The sequence below is a fragment of the Psychrobacter sp. 4Dc genome (genome assembly GCF_002836715.1).
GTDB lineage: Bacteria > Pseudomonadota > Gammaproteobacteria > Pseudomonadales > Moraxellaceae > Psychrobacter.
In genome coordinates, this window is sequence record NZ_PJAT01000097.1 from 20,350 (window position 1) to 36,223 (window position 15,874).

15 protein-coding genes are annotated in these 15,874 nt (G+C 41.8%); 3 read left to right on the top strand and 12 right to left on the bottom strand.

All coding sequences use genetic code 11. The annotated features are described in order from the left end of the window. Window positions 1-10: 10 nt before the first annotated feature. Window positions 11-550 carry a porin family protein gene (locus CXF61_RS07770; protein ID WP_102078619.1) on the bottom strand — a complete coding sequence of 180 codons (540 nt, stop codon included), beginning with the start codon at window positions 548-550 and terminating at the stop codon, window positions 11-13. A gap of 304 nt (window positions 551-854) precedes the next feature. On the opposite strand from CXF61_RS07770, the gene CXF61_RS07775 reads away from it, so the two are divergent. Together CXF61_RS07775 and CXF61_RS07780 are read left to right on the top strand one after the other, a co-directional pair. Then, window positions 855-2,087, top strand: a complete 1,233-nt coding sequence (locus tag CXF61_RS07775) for an 8-amino-7-oxononanoate synthase (RefSeq protein WP_165597787.1) — start codon at window positions 855-857, stop codon at window positions 2,085-2,087. A gap of 71 nt (window positions 2,088-2,158) precedes the next feature. Next, the gene (locus tag CXF61_RS07780; RefSeq protein ID WP_227526629.1) at window positions 2,159-2,968 is read left to right on the top strand and encodes a methyltransferase domain-containing protein; all 810 of its coding nucleotides are present in this window, start codon (window positions 2,159-2,161) and stop codon (window positions 2,966-2,968) included. Between the two features lie 133 nt (window positions 2,969-3,101). Here the strand turns inward: CXF61_RS07780 and dnaK are convergent, their stop codons facing one another. Together dnaK and grpE are read right to left on the bottom strand one after the other, a co-directional pair. Then, entirely contained in the window at window positions 3,102-5,042 is a 1,941-nt protein-coding gene (dnaK, locus tag CXF61_RS07785) for a molecular chaperone DnaK (protein ID WP_165597789.1), read from the bottom strand. 183 nt (window positions 5,043-5,225) lie between these two features. Continuing rightward, window positions 5,226-5,825 carry a nucleotide exchange factor GrpE gene (gene grpE, locus CXF61_RS07790; protein ID WP_057762215.1) on the bottom strand — a complete coding sequence of 200 codons (600 nt, stop codon included), beginning with the start codon at window positions 5,823-5,825 and terminating at the stop codon, window positions 5,226-5,228. A 433-nt stretch (window positions 5,826-6,258) separates the two neighbouring features. On the opposite strand from grpE, the gene CXF61_RS07795 reads away from it, so the two are divergent. Beyond that, window positions 6,259-7,671 (top strand): alpha/beta hydrolase, encoded by a 1,413-nt coding sequence (locus CXF61_RS07795; protein ID WP_165597790.1) that lies wholly within the window; start codon window positions 6,259-6,261, stop codon window positions 7,669-7,671. A gap of 32 nt (window positions 7,672-7,703) precedes the next feature. Here CXF61_RS07795 and CXF61_RS07800 read toward each other — a convergent pair whose 3' ends face one another. From CXF61_RS07800 to CXF61_RS07840, 9 genes are all read right to left on the bottom strand, one after another. After that, window positions 7,704-8,837 (bottom strand): metallophosphoesterase, encoded by a 1,134-nt coding sequence (locus CXF61_RS07800; protein ID WP_165597791.1) that lies wholly within the window; start codon window positions 8,835-8,837, stop codon window positions 7,704-7,706. Between the two features lie 86 nt (window positions 8,838-8,923). Continuing rightward, window positions 8,924-9,934 (bottom strand): TIGR01777 family oxidoreductase, encoded by a 1,011-nt coding sequence (locus CXF61_RS07805; protein WP_165597792.1) that lies wholly within the window; start codon window positions 9,932-9,934, stop codon window positions 8,924-8,926. A 259-nt stretch (window positions 9,935-10,193) separates the two neighbouring features. Next, window positions 10,194-10,601, bottom strand: coding sequence for a hypothetical protein (locus CXF61_RS07810; protein WP_165597793.1), 408 nt, complete (start codon window positions 10,599-10,601; stop codon window positions 10,194-10,196). A gap of 134 nt (window positions 10,602-10,735) precedes the next feature. After that, the gene (locus tag CXF61_RS07815; RefSeq protein WP_165597794.1) at window positions 10,736-10,981 is read right to left on the bottom strand and encodes a hypothetical protein; all 246 of its coding nucleotides are present in this window, start codon (window positions 10,979-10,981) and stop codon (window positions 10,736-10,738) included. Between the two features lie 115 nt (window positions 10,982-11,096). After that, window positions 11,097-12,262, bottom strand: a protein-coding gene (locus CXF61_RS07820) for an IS3 family transposase (RefSeq protein WP_165597795.1) whose coding sequence is annotated in 2 segments (ribosomal slippage) — window positions 11,097-12,007 and window positions 12,007-12,262 — 1,167 coding nt in all. Because the reading frame shifts where the segments join, the coding sequence is not laid out codon by codon here. 62 nt (window positions 12,263-12,324) lie between these two features. Next, window positions 12,325-12,477, bottom strand: coding sequence for a hypothetical protein (locus CXF61_RS07825; protein ID WP_165597796.1), 153 nt, complete (start codon window positions 12,475-12,477; stop codon window positions 12,325-12,327). 152 nt (window positions 12,478-12,629) lie between these two features. Continuing rightward, window positions 12,630-13,259 (bottom strand): L-threonylcarbamoyladenylate synthase, encoded by a 630-nt coding sequence (locus tag CXF61_RS07830; RefSeq protein ID WP_165597797.1) that lies wholly within the window; start codon window positions 13,257-13,259, stop codon window positions 12,630-12,632. A 117-nt stretch (window positions 13,260-13,376) separates the two neighbouring features. After that, window positions 13,377-14,621, bottom strand: coding sequence for a DNA-processing protein DprA (gene dprA, locus CXF61_RS07835; protein ID WP_165597798.1), 1,245 nt, complete (start codon window positions 14,619-14,621; stop codon window positions 13,377-13,379). A 75-nt stretch (window positions 14,622-14,696) separates the two neighbouring features. Beyond that, window positions 14,697-15,794: a LysM peptidoglycan-binding domain-containing protein gene (locus CXF61_RS07840; RefSeq protein ID WP_165597799.1), complete on the bottom strand. Its 1,098-nt coding sequence runs from the start codon at window positions 15,792-15,794 to the stop codon at window positions 14,697-14,699. Between the last annotated feature and the right edge of the window lie 80 nt (window positions 15,795-15,874).

The window sequence follows — 15,874 nt, forward strand, 5'->3', positions numbered from 1 at the left end:
TTCTAAATAATTAGAACTTTAAGTTAGCACCAACAGTAAGCAGCTTAGTATCTGCATCACTATCCATCATGGCATATTCTGTTTCAACATTGAAGTTAGGATTCACCGCATAGCCAAGACCGATGCCACCAGCAATACCAGTATCACTCACTGAATCACTGCTACCGTCGTTAAAATCAGCTTCTAGCTCTGTTTTAGCGATACCAAGCTTACCTTTGGCATACAGTGCAGTATTTGGGAACGTGTAACGATAAGTACCGTACGCACCATAAGTTTTCGTATCATAATCGCCAGCATTATTGTCTAGATCAGCATCATCTGAACCAACATATTCAACTTCCATACCAAAATTAGGATCGAAGTTATAACCAGCATACACACCATACGCAGTTGGATCGTCGCCGCTTACATCATTATCGAACTGACCAATCTTAGCACCAACATACGGTTGACCTGTATAGCCGTTACCATAATTAACGGCAGCTTGCGCACCTACAGTAAGTAAAGAACCAGTTGCTAGTGCAAGTATAGTTTTTTGTAGAGTTTTCATTATTAGCTCCTTCAAGTAAATTTGGACAAACAAGTTATTTAGTTGTATTGACCATTTGGCCGTATCGCCTTGTTTGCTAACGATGGGTACATAGTAACAAACTATTTCAGACACTCTGTCAGTGTTTAATGGTATGAGAGTTAAGATTTGAAAGCATTTGTCAGTGCTCGGGTTACAAAGGCCTAGATATGAAACCTTTTGTTACATCCATCCAGTTTATGCAATAATCCGTACTCATTTCACAGTTTTCTTGCTGGACAAATCGGCTAAACATGGCTGATATAACAATAATTAGAGAGAAGAAATGCAAAATTCTATCACTGAGCGTTTGCAAAGCGCACTTGCAGACTTAAAAGCAAAGCAGCAGTACCGTCAATTGCCAAACCTGCAGCACGATGGCCGATACGTCGTTAGTGCAGGTAAAGCTTTACTTAATATCGCGAGTAATGATTATCTTGGCTTGGGCGGTGATATCGAGCTACAAACTGAGTTTCTCAATCAAATAGAACAGCTATCTACTACGCACACTCCTAAAATGAGTGCCACTTCCTCACGCCTACTGACAGGCAACGATATACAGTTAGAAGCATTAGAGTCTGAATTGCAAAGCTGGTATCAAAGCGCAATGGAAAAACAAGACCTGTCCAATACAAAGTCGGTGCTGGTATTGAATAGTGGCTATCACGCCAATCTAGGTATCTTGCCAGCATTGACAGCACTGCCCGTCAAGACGCTCATTTTGGCTGACAAGCTAGTACATGCCAGCATTATCGATGGGATGCGCCTGAGCCAAAGTAAACTTGTCACCTATCGTCGTTACCGTCATAACGATTACGGACATTTAGCCAAGTTTATTGAACAAGCAGACGAGACAGTTGAACGTATCATTATTGTCACCGAGAGTATATTTAGTATGGATGGTGACCGTGCTGACTTGCCTGAATTAGTACAATTAAAATCCAGAGATGCTCGTATTGAGCTGTATGTCGATGAAGCACATGCTATCGGGATATTAGGCGATACAGGTTTAGGATTGGCAGAAGAGACGCATACGTTGGCTGATATTGACTATTTGGTGGGTACATTTGGCAAAGCGTTTGCTTCAGTTGGTGCTTATATAATGTGTGATGATATTTTCAAACAATGGCTGATTAACGCTATGCGCCCACTAATTTTTAGCACCGCCTTACCCCCTATCAATCATGCGTGGACACGATTTATTTTAGCAAGAATGCCAAAACTCACTGATCAACGTGCACATTTAGCTCAGTTGTCTACAATGCTTAGTCAGGCCATCGACCCACAACACCGTGTAACTTCAGCTGTCCAAGATATTAGCTACAACTCACCCATTGTGCCTTATATCTTGGGCGACAATGCACGCACTCTTGCCAAAGCACAACAGTTGCAAGCCGCTGGATTTTATGCGCTACCTATCAGGCCACCTACTGTGCCTGCAAACACTGCTCGTATTCGCTTAGTTATGAATGCCAAACTGACTAACGAAGACTGCGAGCGATTGATACAGCAGTTGTAACCTTATCGTTTGACACAAACTTTACTCCTACTATTAATAGACAACTGGCGCACTTGGACATAATGAAGCCTATGACAACACTCGATACAGCTGATGACCTCAGTGTTAGAAAACAAACCATCGCTCGCCACTTTGCCAATGCAAGCGACTATGACCAGCATGCCAATGTTCAGCAGATCGTTTGTCAGTACTTATTAGACAGTATTGCTAATACCGAACAAAGTAGTGTGCTAGAAGTGGGTGCAGGCACAGGTCAAATGACGCGCCTACTCGCTGAGCATATACAGAGCGAGTACTGGATCATTAATGAGTTATGTACTGAACAGACTGCTACATTGCAATCAATACTGCCAACTGCTGAGATCATTATCGGTGATGCTGAAACCATAGATTTAGCAGAAAATCATAGCTTGATAGTTAGTGCCAATGCCGTGCAATGGTTTGATGATCCATTGAGTTTCGTCACGCAATCAGCGCAGCGCCTACAATCTAGAGGACAACTGGTCTTTAGTACTTTTACGCCAAATAACTTTTTGCAAATTAAGACTCTCACAGGTCAAGGACTTTACTACCCAGATATTAATGAATGGCAATTGGCATTAGATAGTGCTGGCTTTGAGAATATCAAACTCTCAATTCAGCGCTTTGATTTACCATTTCTAACCCCCTACGCTATCTTAAAGCATATGAAACTCACCGGCGTATCGACCAATCAAACTCAAGCTAAATCAGAAGATACTCAAACCTTTGTATGGACAAAATCTCGTCTACAGCAATTTGAGTCAGACTATTGGCAGCAATTCTCAGAAAAGAATGACATAGGACAGCTCGTGGTTAATTTAACCTATGAAGTGCTCATAGTGAGTGCGTTTAAAACTTAATTTATTAACTGATAGTAAAAATAGTGGCTAGTAGGAACTGTGGCTAATAGGCATAACAACATTTAGAAATAGCAGCCATAAAAAAACGCACCCCGAAGGATGCGTTTTTTCATTTAACTAGTTAGTAGCCGTATTATTTTTTGTCTTCGTCTACTTCAGTGAACTCAGCATCAACGACGTCGTCATCAGCTTTGTTGCTACCAGCATCGTCAGCACCTTGTTGGAACTGGCTTGGATCCATACCTTCTGCACCAGCGCCGCTATCAGCGTAGATTTTTTGGCTGATTGGCAAGAATGCATTGTCTAAAGCTTCAAGCTTAGCTTTGATTTCGTCATGATCATCTTCTTTCGCTGCAGCTTCAAGCTCAGTGATCGCAGATTCTACTGTTGATTTTTCTTCATCAGTGACTTTATCTTCTGCTTCTTTCAGCGCTTTTTGTACGGCATGAATACGACCATCTGCTTCGTTACGAACTTGCGCTAGGTTAGCGAACTTCTCATCTTCAGCAGCATTGGCTTCTGCATCGCGAACCATTTGTTCGACTTCTTCATCCGACAGACCAGAATCCGCTTTGATTTGGATACTTTGTGCTTTACCAGTACCTTTATCAGTTGCTGAGATGTTCATGATACCATCAGCGTTGATGTCAAAAGACACTTCGATTTGTGGTAGACCACGTGGTGCTGGTGGGATATCCGTCAAGTCAAAACGACCAAGCAGTTTGTTTTGGTTAGCGATTTTACGCTCACCTTGATATACCTGAATCGTTACTGCTGGCTGGTTGTCTTCAGCGGTTGAGAATACCTGTGATTTCTTGGTAGGAATCATGGTGTTTTTCTCGATAACTGGCGTCATAACACCGCCCATCGTTTCGATACCTAGGGTCAATGGCGTTACATCAAGTAGCAATACGTCAGTTTTATCACCAGACAATACCGCGCCTTGGATTGCCGCACCAGCTGCCACAGCTTCATCAGGGTTCACGTCTTTACGTGGCTCTTGACCAAAGAAGTCTTGTACTTTTTGTTGTACTAGTGGCATACGAGTCTGACCACCAACCAAGATTACATCGTTGATATCGCCAATTTTTAGGCCAGCATCTTCAAGGGCAATCTTACAAGGGCCCATGGTGCGCTGTACTAACTCTTCCGTTAAGCTCTCTAGTTTTGAGCGACTGATGGTCACAACCAAATGCTTAGGACCACTGCTATCAGCAGTAATATAAGGCAAGTTCACTTCAGTGCTTTGTGCACTTGATAGCTCAATCTTCGCTTTTTCAGCCGCTTCTTTTAGACGCTGCATCGCAAGAGAGTCACCTTTTAGGTTAACGTCTTGCTCTTTTTTGAATTCAGCCACTAAGAAATCAATCAATGCTGAGTCAAAGTCTTCACCACCTAGGAACGTATCACCGTTGGTTGCTAGTACTTCGAACTGTTGCTCGCCATCGACGTCTGCAATTTCAATGATTGAGATATCGAAAGTACCACCACCTAAGTCATATACAGCAACAGTGCTATCGCCTTGCTTCTTGTCCATACCATAAGCAAGTGCAGCAGCAGTTGGCTCATTGATGATACGTTTTACATCTAGACCAGCAATTTTACCCGCATCTTTAGTTGCTTGACGCTGTGAGTCATTGAAATAAGCAGGTACAGTTACAACTGCTTCAGTCACGCTCTCACCAAGATAGTCTTCTGCTGTTTTTTTCATTTTTTTCAAGATTTCAGCAGAAACCTGTGGTGGCGCAAGCTTTTTACCGTTGATTTCTACCCACGCATCGCCGTTATCTGCTTTAGCGATTTTGTAAGGAACCATGCCGATATCTTTTTGCACGACTTTGTCATCAAAACGACGACCGATCAAACGCTTGATCGCAAACAAAGTGTTACTTGGATTAGTTACTGCTTGACGCTTGGCTGACTGACCAACAAGCGTTTCGTCATCTTTATAAGCGACGATTGATGGTGTTGTACGAGTACCTTCAGCATTTTCGATGACTTTAACTTTGTCACCTTCCATTACTGCTACACACGAGTTAGTAGTACCTAAATCAATACCAATTACTTTACCCATAATCAATTGCTCCTAATTTGTTTTTAACTATAAATACTTATTTATCCAGACCGTAGTCGGTCACTTGTTGCTATATATCGGTTTACCCGTCGTATTTTTCAAGGCGATAATCACGCAAAAACTGTGTTTCATGTCATTTTTTGTGAAAAACCTTCATATTAGTAGGGTTTAGCCCTAAAAATATTACTGACCAACACGAACCATAGCTGGACGTAATAGACGACCGTTTAGGCTATAGCCTTTTTGTAAGACCGTACCAACTGTATCTGCCGCTGCTTCTGGGTCAATACCCACTGCTTCATGGAAGTCAGCGTTGAATTTTTCGCCTTGTGGATCGACCACTTCTACGCCGTTTTTGGTCAATACTGCAACCAATGCTTTGTGCGTTAATTGCACACCCTCAGCGACTGGATCATTGGCATCGGCATTTTCGATAGCGCGCTCTAAGTTGTCAACGATGTCTAACAATTCTTTAGCAAATTTCTGTAGTGCAAATTTTTTGCTCTTATCCGCTTCTTGCTCCATGCGTTTTTGCGCATTATAAGCTTCAGCATTAGCACGTGCAGTACCTTCTTTGGCTTGTTTTACTTCGCCTTCTAGCTCAGCAATACGCGCTTTGAAAGTATCAAGGTTGATTTCGTTTTCGATAGTCGTTTCTTCACCTGAATTATTCTGTGGATCAAACTCTTTCATGGTTTCTTCTAAGATACTGTCATTGTGATCAATATTCTCATGTGCCACATTTTGGTCAAGATTTTCGTGGTTCGGGTTTTGCTCGCTCATGATAGCTCCTTGGAATTTCAATAATGAAGATTAAGAGACGGCACAGTAGACCGAATAATTACTAGTCCTACTATGCCATTATTAAATGCTCGATGTTTCTGACTCATTGTTTTTTTAATACGCTTCAATAGCTGCTTGATAAAGGTGATAAGGACAAATTTCAAGCCTAGAGCAAAGGAATTTTTACCATTTATGACAAATATTCGTGAAGTGTCATTAATACGATGCGTCAAACATTTTTGTTCCATGTCAATAAATCTCAATATTTACTCACAAAAAGAACAAAAAACCGCTATTTATTCCCATTGCTTTACGCTTATTAATCAAGCTATTACCAAACGATACGCTATTACTCTGCTGTCTATTTTATCATTGCTATAAATATTATCGCCCACACTCAAATGCACGCTAAAAATCATTTATGAGAGCTGTTATGTCTAATTCAAAAAATTTATCTATCAATACTTTGCTTAATAAAGCATTGATGACATTGCACTTAGCGTCAAAAGAAAATCCAGTGTCAAAAGAATCATCAAATCAAGATGCGAAAGCGTATGACTCATTAGAAAAACGTTTGAGCGTTAAAGAGAAAATACTCGCTTATAACCCTGTGGCAAACTATCAGCCGCATACATTGCATTACGCAATGAAAAGTCTCGGCTACTTACCAGACCCTATTTTGGAAGGCGCGATTGGTTATCTTAAAGGCCCTAATTCAAAACAGTATCTGCATGCAAACGCTCATCTACGTCTCATCCTTGCAGTAAATAGTTACCTCAAAACGCCGTTAGAACTAACCCCAATGCCGGAATTGCGTGAGAGATTTACTGCTGATGCAGTAGCCATGCAATCACCTAGAGTATGGCAGCAAGCCAATACGACTATGCTAGGCAATATAAAGCCCTTCACTAAAAAAGGTGATTCACCTGTTAGCTGGAAAGATGAAATGATTGCCAATGCGGATGATGGCGACATGACTGTCCGTTGTTATAAAGCCGGCGGCAAAAAATCTGGTTTTAGAAGAAAACGTATCCATAATCCTGATGAAACAGTCATGCTGTTTTTTCATGGTGGCGGGTTCTGCATTGGTGATGTCGATACACATCATGAGTTCTGTCATGCGGTATGTGAGCAGACTGGCTGGTCTGTGGTTAGTGTCGATTATCGCTTAGCGCCTGAATGTCCTGCTCCAGCAGCATTAAAAGACTGTATCACTGCGTATGATTGGTTAGTTGAACACTGTCACACATTGGGCGCATTACCTTCTCGTATCGTATTAGCTGGTGATAGCGCAGGTGGTGGTCTATCAACTTTAATTGCGCAGCAACTAACCGCACCGAGTAAAAGCGCATGGGCAGACCTAGGGTTAGATGGACAAAAAATGTTTAATCTATTAGAAAAATTACCCGAACCTCTAGCGCAGATGCCTTTGTATCCAGTCACTGATATTGAGACAGATTATCCAAGTTGGGAGTTATACGGCGAGGGTCTACTATTAGATCATGCTGATGTAGCAGTATTTGATGCTGCTTGCCTAGAGAATAGTCCGCTGCCTCGTTTACACATACTGAACTCACCTATGCTGGGTGATAATAGTAAAGTTTGCCCAACTTACATTGTAGCTTCTGAGCTCGATGTATTACGTGATGAGGCATTTGCTTATGCAAAGCAGCTGAAAGGTTACGGCGTTGCTGTAGAGACCTATACTGTGCTTGGTGCACCGCATGGCTTTATTCATTTTATGAGTATTCATAAAGGTCTTGGACAAGAGACAAGCAATATTATTCATGGGTTTAGCAGCTTTGTACGTGAGATCATCAGTACACAATCGCGGTTAGCTGCATAGACCGCTTGCTAGCTAATTATCGGTTTGTATATTCAATTTGTATTGCCAGATAGTGTAATTAACCAAATCTCTGAGCGCGATCCCAATCGAAAGGGAATGCCCCAAAAACCATAACCAGAGGACACGACGAAGTGCCCTTTACCAATCTGCTCATAGCCATAGCCTAATCTATTAATAGCATTGACGATGAAATTAGCGGGGAATACTTGACCGTTGTGGGTATGTCCCGAGACTTGTAAATCTATAGGTAATTGACTGTGATTATCTATATCACTCGGTCTATGGTCTAACAATATCACTGGCTGCGACGTATCTACTTGCGTCAGCAGATCGGTAGTTGCTACACGTTGACGTTTATGATTATCAAAACGTCCAACTAACCATACTGGTTGACCCTCGTGCTCGATATAGAGCACCTCATCGTTCAACAATTGTATACCTGCATTTTGCAGCGCTTCGCTAATGGGTCGCTCATGACCATACAAATCATGATTACCCAATGTCGCATAGACACCACGTGGCAGACTACTGCACAATTTTGCTAAGTTTTGCTCCATATGATATTCATTAAAGGCCTCTGTATTATCATCCATAATATCCCCTGGCATTAGTAGCATATCTGCACCAGAGCGAATCATAAGTTGTTGCAATCTATCTATGGCTTTTACACCAAATAATCGTCCTATATGCAAGTCACTAGCGACTGCAATGCGTAATGGCTTGGTTAAAGGTTTATCTATATTAATAGAAAGCTTGCGTATAACAGGGGTATAGGCACTATATAACGAATAAATAAATAGTCCTAAAAATAGGAATAGCGCTAGTACTCTTAGCCCTATAGCCATTTCATTCGATTGGTGTAACGTACTACCTGATAAAGCAACTACTAGCAGATACCCTCCGTAGAATAGACTCACTGCCAACGCCGTCAGTATCATAAAATGCATGATTAGCATCCATCCACTAATCCAGCGATAACTGTTAGCAAATGCTCTTTTTACGCTCAATACTAATAGACCATTAGTAATAATAAATACACTAACCCATATCGTTGTCTGTAATGTTGGCGTCATCCAAGGCTGGAGCCACCACTGTATACTTAATACTGTACCCAGACTGAACAGCTGTAATAGCAAAAAGATAGTGAAGAAAAATGCGTAACGCATGGACTGCCCTTAGACATAAATACTGTTTGATAAGTGATTATCAGAAAATAAACTCTAATGTTTCACATGAAACAACTGCTATATAACTATTTCTGATTTCCTAATGCTTGCTGGAGTGTCGAGTGTTTGAACGAATAACCTGCATCCAATAGCGCTTGTGGCAGCACCTTTTGACCATCGATAAGTAAGGTCGACATTTCGCCAAACATCAGCTTAAGCAAAAACTCTGGTAAAGTAAAAAAGGTTGGGCGATGTAGCCATGAGCCAAGTGCTTTGGTAAAAGTATGATTGGTCACAGGATTCGGAGCAGTAAGGTTATATACGACTGCATTTGTATTATTTGCGGTACTGTTTGCAGTCTTAATAGTGCTATCATTAATAGGTGCATTGTCTTGGGCTAAGCTTTCAATGTGATTAACGTCTGATTCTTTAGTAAGTTTAAGCTGCTGCTCAATAATAAAGATGACCGCACTAACCCAATCTTCACGGCTAATCCAGCTCATGATTTGTTGTCCATCACCCAACTGTCCACCGACACCAAATTTAAAGGGTAGTAATAATTTAGCCACCATTCCGCCCTCAGGATGAATAACCACACCTGTTCTGACGATAGCCACAGGAACATCGTGTTCGGTCGCTTTAAGCGCTAATTGCTCCCATTCATCACATAGTGTATGAGCAAAATCCGTCTCATAATCGCTGTTTTCAGTCAGTGGCTTGTCGCCCTGCGTGCCATACCAGCCAATCGCTGATCCGCTCACCAGTAACTTGGGTTTGGTACTAGCACGTGCGATAAAATCCAATATCGACTGAGTAGGTTTGATACGGCTCGCCATCAATTCTTCTTTTCGCCCATCGCTCCAACGAGAGTCAGCAATCCCAGCACCTGCTAAATTTAATATGACATCAAAGCTCATATCAGACATTGCAAGCTCGTCATAAGTCATCATATTGATATCATCGGGATGTGGTTGACCGCTATCACGAGTTAGCCAAGTAATCGTCACGTCTTTATTTTGCGCGCGAGACCGTGCCATTAACTCTCGACTGAATGCACTTCCCAAAAATCCTGAACCGCCACTAATCAAAACCTTCATACCCTACTCCCTATATGCCTCAAATACCACCACTATGACTTATCTTTGAGTTACTTATTGCTGAAGTACTTATCGTTCAATAAAAACTAGACTGTTATAACCATCGTCTGCTTTTTTGTGGTTTTTATCAAAACGACTTTTACATGCTTTTGGTAAAGGAAGGTGAGGAATGAAAGGTTTACGAGGTCAAACATTGCACTTTGATAATTACTGTCAAAGATAGAAGTTTTTTTATTAAAAAAGTATCTTAATTTTTTGGCTAATATTGCAGACTTTGTTTAGGTTTAGGTAATGCGGACATACCCACAATCAAAGCACTTATACCTCCTACTAAGCTAATCGCCAACCATGTACGAGCATCTTGACCAATAAAAAATGTGGCATTAATAGAAAAACCAACAAGAAAAACTCTTACCCACCATCTTTTGGACTTATATGTTTGTTTGGAAGCAAGCCATATACCGCACAATAGTGTAGGCATTCCAATAAGAAATACACCTGCAATAAGGTAAAAAGGTATGGCTACAGCGTATGCCAGACCTATATCCTTATTCCACATTATCAGCGATACTAAAATAGGGAATAAGATCAACTGATATAGCGTACCTAAAGTTAAAAATAAAAATATCACCATTTTTTTTGGATAGTGGCTGTTGTTATCTAACATTAGTTTTAACTCATAAGTTGGTCAATTTGTGAATGGAAATAATATAGCTGTTATAAACCGTTTCGAACTTTCTTGACCATCCAAACGCATCATAATATTTCAGAAATAGTTTGATCAGCTCTTTATTTAATGGCTCAGCCTACGTCTTCAACATTTTCTTTTAATACTGGTAAAGCTGACATACCTGCTAATACGGCACTTACTCCTCCAGTTAAACTGATAGAGAACCATATCACCAAACCAAATTTAGAAAATATAAACCAAACAAAAAATAAAGCATTAATAAGAACTCCCATAAAAAAAGTTCTTATCCACCACCCATCTTGTATGTATATTTCTTTATACGAATGCCACTTTCCCATCATTAATGTAGTTGGCATCGCAAACAAGCCACCTGCAATAAGATAAACTGGAAAAAACAGTATGAACAATAGACCTATGCTGTTATCTGACCCCTGCCGTCAATCCCGTAGACTTAAACTTGGGAGATTTTAATTACGCAGCTTGACGATAATAATCAAACCACACCTGTCTTGGCGATTTATAGCTCAAGCCCTTTTGAATCCTCGTTTGGTTGTAGTACAGCTCAATATAGCCAATAATATCGTTGATCGCTGCAAATCTAGTCTTATAATCCTGATGATATACCAGCTCGTTCTTTAAAGTGCCCCAGAAGCTTTCTATGGGTGCGTTGTCGAAGCAATTACCTTTAGCGCTCATTGAGCCTGTAAATTGATGCTGTTTAATGATCTTATGATACGCATGGCTACAGTATTGACTACCTCTGTCTGAGTGCACAATTAACCCTTTATTAGGCCGTTTGTTTTTGATTGCCATACTTAGTGCTTTGCAAACTAAGTCAGCAGTCATGCGTTTGTTGATCGCATAGCCGACCAGCTCTTTGGTATATAAGTCCTTGACCCCTGCTAAGTACAGCCAGCCCTCATGTGTCCAGATATAAGTAATATCGCTAACCCAAGACTCATTAGGGCGACTGGTGTCAAACTTCTGATCGAGCACGTTTGGATAGACCAGTTTGTGATGATTAGAGTCAGTGGTGACTTTAAAGCGCTTATGACGACGGCATTTGATGCCAAATTCTTCTTTGATGCTTCTGACCATGTATAGACTAATATTATGTCCTTGTCCGCTTAGATACGCATGCAGACGCTCAAAACCGTAGCGTTCGAGGGTTTCACTGTGAGCCGCTTTAACCAACAACTCGCACTGATTACGATGTACCTGCTGACAGCTGATATGACGACCTAGCCAGTCATAGTAGCTTGAGGGTTTAACCTGTAGTACGCGGCACATGCTACTAATGCTAAAGACTTGCTGATTGTCTTTAATAAAGGCGTACTTCACTAACTGTGCTTGGCAAAGTACGCCGTCGCCTTTTTTAAGATCTCGCGCTCCTCTTCGGCCACTTTAAGTTGCCGCTTGAGCTGCTTTATTTCTTGAAGAGCACTTATAAGATCAGGATCATATTGCTCTGTGCCGACAAGCTTGCCTTGATTGGCTTTGTTCTGCCAATTTGAGAGCGTTTGCATGGCAATGCCAAGCTGCTTTGCAGTGGCTGAAATATTGCCATTGTTGTCTGCTATCTTTTTAACAGCCTCGGCTTTAAATTCGTCACTGTAGGTTCTTACTTTCTTGGTCATGATAAACTCCGGTTAATACGCTTAGTTTACCAAGTTTAGTTGTACGGTTTATTCAGCATAGCTTAATCTGAGCTAAGAAGTGTCGCTATCCATGGAAAAATAATGAGCTCATACAGCGCACCTACGAATAAAAATAACTTAGTAACCTTCATTTTTGGATATTCAGCCAAACTTTCGTTCAAACTATGACTTGGCTGATTTAATTTATTTTTCATATGACTGCCTAAATCCTATTCAGGGCTACCCGTCAGTATGTGATAAACAGTATTTGTGCCAGCATTACTGTAAAAATGTAGCTCATACAATAGAAAACATGTTGAGTAAGGCAAACAGGTAGCAAAAAAAACGTCTACATCTTTCTTGTCCACTAACGAATAACCAAGCCTGTCGTTGCGTCACGAATCTGGCTAGGTAAGGTATAACCCAATGTATCACCCTGCAAATAACCAATTTGCTCTTCGAAATAAGCATAGGCGGCTTCAAAGGTGCTAGCAGGCGTTTGTCCTGATCGGTTGCAGCTTGTAGAAACCAATAGACCAAATGGATTCTGCTCACCGACCATCTGCTGGCAAAGCTGGCGAACTGTAGGGTGCGAGATGACGCGAACAGCAATAGTCTGATGCTGACCGGTAATCCAAGTAGGTACAGTGCTCGCAAGCGGCTGAGGAATCGGTAATAACCAAGTATGTGCTTGACGATTGTGCTGTTCATCTCTGCTATCGTCTGTCTGCCAACTATCAATAACCTGCTGGCGCTGAACATCATCTAAAGAGGCTAGCAAAGGTGCTAAGCGAGACACACTATCAGTGACGACTATCATGCCTTTGGCTTGTGGACGTTGTTTAATATCCAAAATACGCTGAACAGCTGCTTGGTCATAAGGGTCGCAACCAATACCCCAAACGCTTTCTGTAGGATACGCGAGCAGCTGCCCTTCTTTTAGCCACTTAGCAGCTTGAATGGCAGAATTAGTAATAAGAGGTGTAGGTTGGCTCATGACTTAGATAGTTCGTAGAAGTAAATTCTAATAATACCACAAGAAAGATATTGTCTAGGAGAGTCTATAACTAAGGGCTATCTATGCCAGTGTCCAATAAGGAATATTTACAACATTTTAAATGCGTAAATATCGTCCACCTTGTTCACTGATAAGACCCATTAGTTCAAGCTCCATTAGCTGACCAATCAACTGCGGCGGTGCAAGCTTGGTTGCACTAATAAGCGCATCTAAATCTTGCCCATGCCAGTCAAGCTGCTCATAGATTGCAGTTAAATGCTCAGGCACAACGACTGTACTGCGCGCAGGCTTTATCTCAGAGGTTGGTTGCTGGCTAGTAGATTTGATTGAGCTTGTCTCTATCGCTTCAGAAGTCTGAGTGATATTAGAGTGATTACTATTGAAATTAGTAGCGTTCGCTGTTCTATAAGCGCCTTTATCATAGTCAAGCTGACCATTGACATCTTCTAGTACTTGCTGAGGATGATAAACCAAGGTCGCGCCTTCACGAATTAAATGATGACAGCCCTCTGCATTACTATTATCAATATGACTGGGAATAGCAAAGACCTGTTTACCTTGTTCAGACGTGAGACGTGCTGTTATAAGCGAGCCGCTTTTGATTGTCGCTTCCGTCACAATGGTCGCAAGACTCAGCCCAGCTACCAAACGATTGCGACGCGGAAAAGTATGTTTATGCGGCTGCGTGTGTGGTAGTAGCTCACTGATGATGCAGCCACCTTGCTCAATAATTTGAGTAAATAACTGATCTCGATGATTGGGATAGTTCACATCGATCCCTGTACCCATTACACCAACCGTCCGTCCCTGATAGTCAGGGTCTGCCTGAGCTAGCGCGCCTAAATGTGCGCGTTTATCTACACCCATAGCTAGACCGCTAGTAACGATATAACCTGCTTGCGCTAAGTACTGCGCCATATCAAACGTGATTTTTTGCGCATGCGCGGTGGGTTTGCGGCTACCTACTATAGCGATTTGTGCTTGATGTAGGCGCGCGCTATTCCCACGATAAAATAATAATGGCGGCGGGTCGTAGATTTGTGAGAGTTGAGCAGGATAATCGGCGTCATCAGCGAATAGCAAGCCATAACGCCCCTCTATCAACGCTTGCTGAATCTTATCGATATTGGCGAGTGTTTGCTCTAGCTGTTCATGACGTTTGAGATGGGTATGATGAATACCGAGCTGCTTCCATGCCTCTACTTTGGCTTGCCAAGCAAGCTGCGGATAACCGAAAGAAGTGATCAATTTGTGATAAGCAGATAACGATGCATTCACCTCGTACCACAGCGCTAAGATAGCGCGCTGATCGTCGGATAAAGAAGAGGTGACTGCCGTCATTGTCATCTGTCTCGTATAGGCAAGCTTAGATTAGTATTTGGTTTAATATATTGCTTAATACAGCCTTATAGCTATTTATAAATAAGGGGGTGGTAATAACTGATCGCCAATATTAAGTGGTAGCTCAGAGTCAAGTACGTAAGCATAACTGATGTGGTCAAAGGTATTAAAAACCATCACCATACCACTTGGCTCGTTTGGTAGACGTACCGGTGTGTCATTATCTTTAGTATCACGTACCAAAGGCCCTTTTTGATAAACCGTCAGCACATCACCTGGTTTAGCACCTTGTAAGCTACCCAAATTGATGGTGACCACACTACCCTTCGCAGCTGAGCTGATAGAGTCCATCACACGTACGATCATACCGCCGCGACTGACACTTGCAGGCGTTGGATAAAAGACAGGAGGAATAGCGTTGTCTAACTCTACAAAGACGCGATCCCCTTCACGCACTTCTTTGCCATAGCTATCGATAAGCTGCAAGCTAGTCACACCATTACTTTCTGTAGAAGTAACAAGACCAGTCGCTACCTGCGTAACTTCTAAACCGATCACTTCTTGCGTTTTGGGGTCTACATATAGCTCACCCTCACGGTAGACGCCGTAACGTTGGCCCACGATAAGCGGTACGCCTTTAGCATAGACCTTATCACCACGCGCAGTAATTAAGTTACGGTTTTTAGAAGCTAAAATATAAGGCGTGGTATTAAAGTCTTGGGGATTAACGATAAGCGTTTTATCAAGCCAATGCTGAATAGCCGACCACGGAATAGGAGGGATGCTATTGGCCGTCGAAGTAATCGCGACCGTGCTCGTACTTACATTTCCAGTAAGCTGCTTTTCAACGCCAGCACAACCTTCACCAGTATCAACGCCAATCAGTGTTTTTCCTTGAATCACACAAAGAATGAGAACGTCATTGGGGTAGATAAGGTTTGGATTTTTGATTTGCTTATTGGTTGCCCAAATTTCTTTCCAGCGCCAAGGACTGTCTAGATAGCGACCTGAGATATCCCATAAGGTATCGCCTTTTTTGACGATATAACGATTGGGCGCATCAGCTTTGATAGTTGGTGGCGGATTGTTAGCTTGAGCCGTGCTCATCAACATGGCACTACTAAACGTCGTCATTAACAGTGCTTTTGCTATCTTTTTTAAGCTCATCTTCATCGTTATATCCACAATATGTACCACTGTGTTCGACGCAAAGAACCGTACTTAATTTATCACTGCAAAAAACCTCTAAAATT

Bases quoted from the DNA above. Each gene is read 5' to 3' on its own strand.
- CXF61_RS07825 (WP_165597796.1), bottom strand. From the start codon at position 12,477: ATGAAAAATAAATTAAATCAGCCAAGTCATAGTTTGAACGAAAGTTTG.
- CXF61_RS07840 (WP_165597799.1), bottom strand. From the start codon at position 15,794: ATGAAGATGAGCTTAAAAAAGATAGCAAAAGCACTGTTAATGACGACG.
- CXF61_RS07810 (WP_165597793.1), bottom strand. From the start codon at position 10,601: ATGTTAGATAACAACAGCCACTATCCAAAAAAAATGGTGATATTTTTA.
- CXF61_RS07815 (WP_165597794.1), bottom strand. From the start codon at position 10,981: ATGCCAACTACATTAATGATGGGAAAGTGGCATTCGTATAAAGAAATA.
- CXF61_RS07795 (WP_165597790.1), top strand. From the start codon at position 6,259: ATGTCTAATTCAAAAAATTTATCTATCAATACTTTGCTTAATAAAGCA.
- CXF61_RS07770 (WP_102078619.1), bottom strand. From the start codon at position 550: ATGAAAACTCTACAAAAAACTATACTTGCACTAGCAACTGGTTCTTTA.
- grpE (WP_057762215.1), bottom strand. From the start codon at position 5,825: ATGAGCGAGCAAAACCCGAACCACGAAAATCTTGACCAAAATGTGGCA.
- CXF61_RS07805 (WP_165597792.1), bottom strand. From the start codon at position 9,934: ATGAAGGTTTTGATTAGTGGCGGTTCAGGATTTTTGGGAAGTGCATTC.
- CXF61_RS07775 (WP_165597787.1), top strand. From the start codon at position 855: ATGCAAAATTCTATCACTGAGCGTTTGCAAAGCGCACTTGCAGACTTA.
- CXF61_RS07830 (WP_165597797.1), bottom strand. From the start codon at position 13,259: ATGAGCCAACCTACACCTCTTATTACTAATTCTGCCATTCAAGCTGCT.
- dnaK (WP_165597789.1), bottom strand. From the start codon at position 5,042: ATGGGTAAAGTAATTGGTATTGATTTAGGTACTACTAACTCGTGTGTA.
- dprA (WP_165597798.1), bottom strand. From the start codon at position 14,621: ATGACGGCAGTCACCTCTTCTTTATCCGACGATCAGCGCGCTATCTTA.
- CXF61_RS07780 (WP_227526629.1), top strand. From the start codon at position 2,159: ATGACAACACTCGATACAGCTGATGACCTCAGTGTTAGAAAACAAACC.
- CXF61_RS07800 (WP_165597791.1), bottom strand. From the start codon at position 8,837: ATGCGTTACGCATTTTTCTTCACTATCTTTTTGCTATTACAGCTGTTC.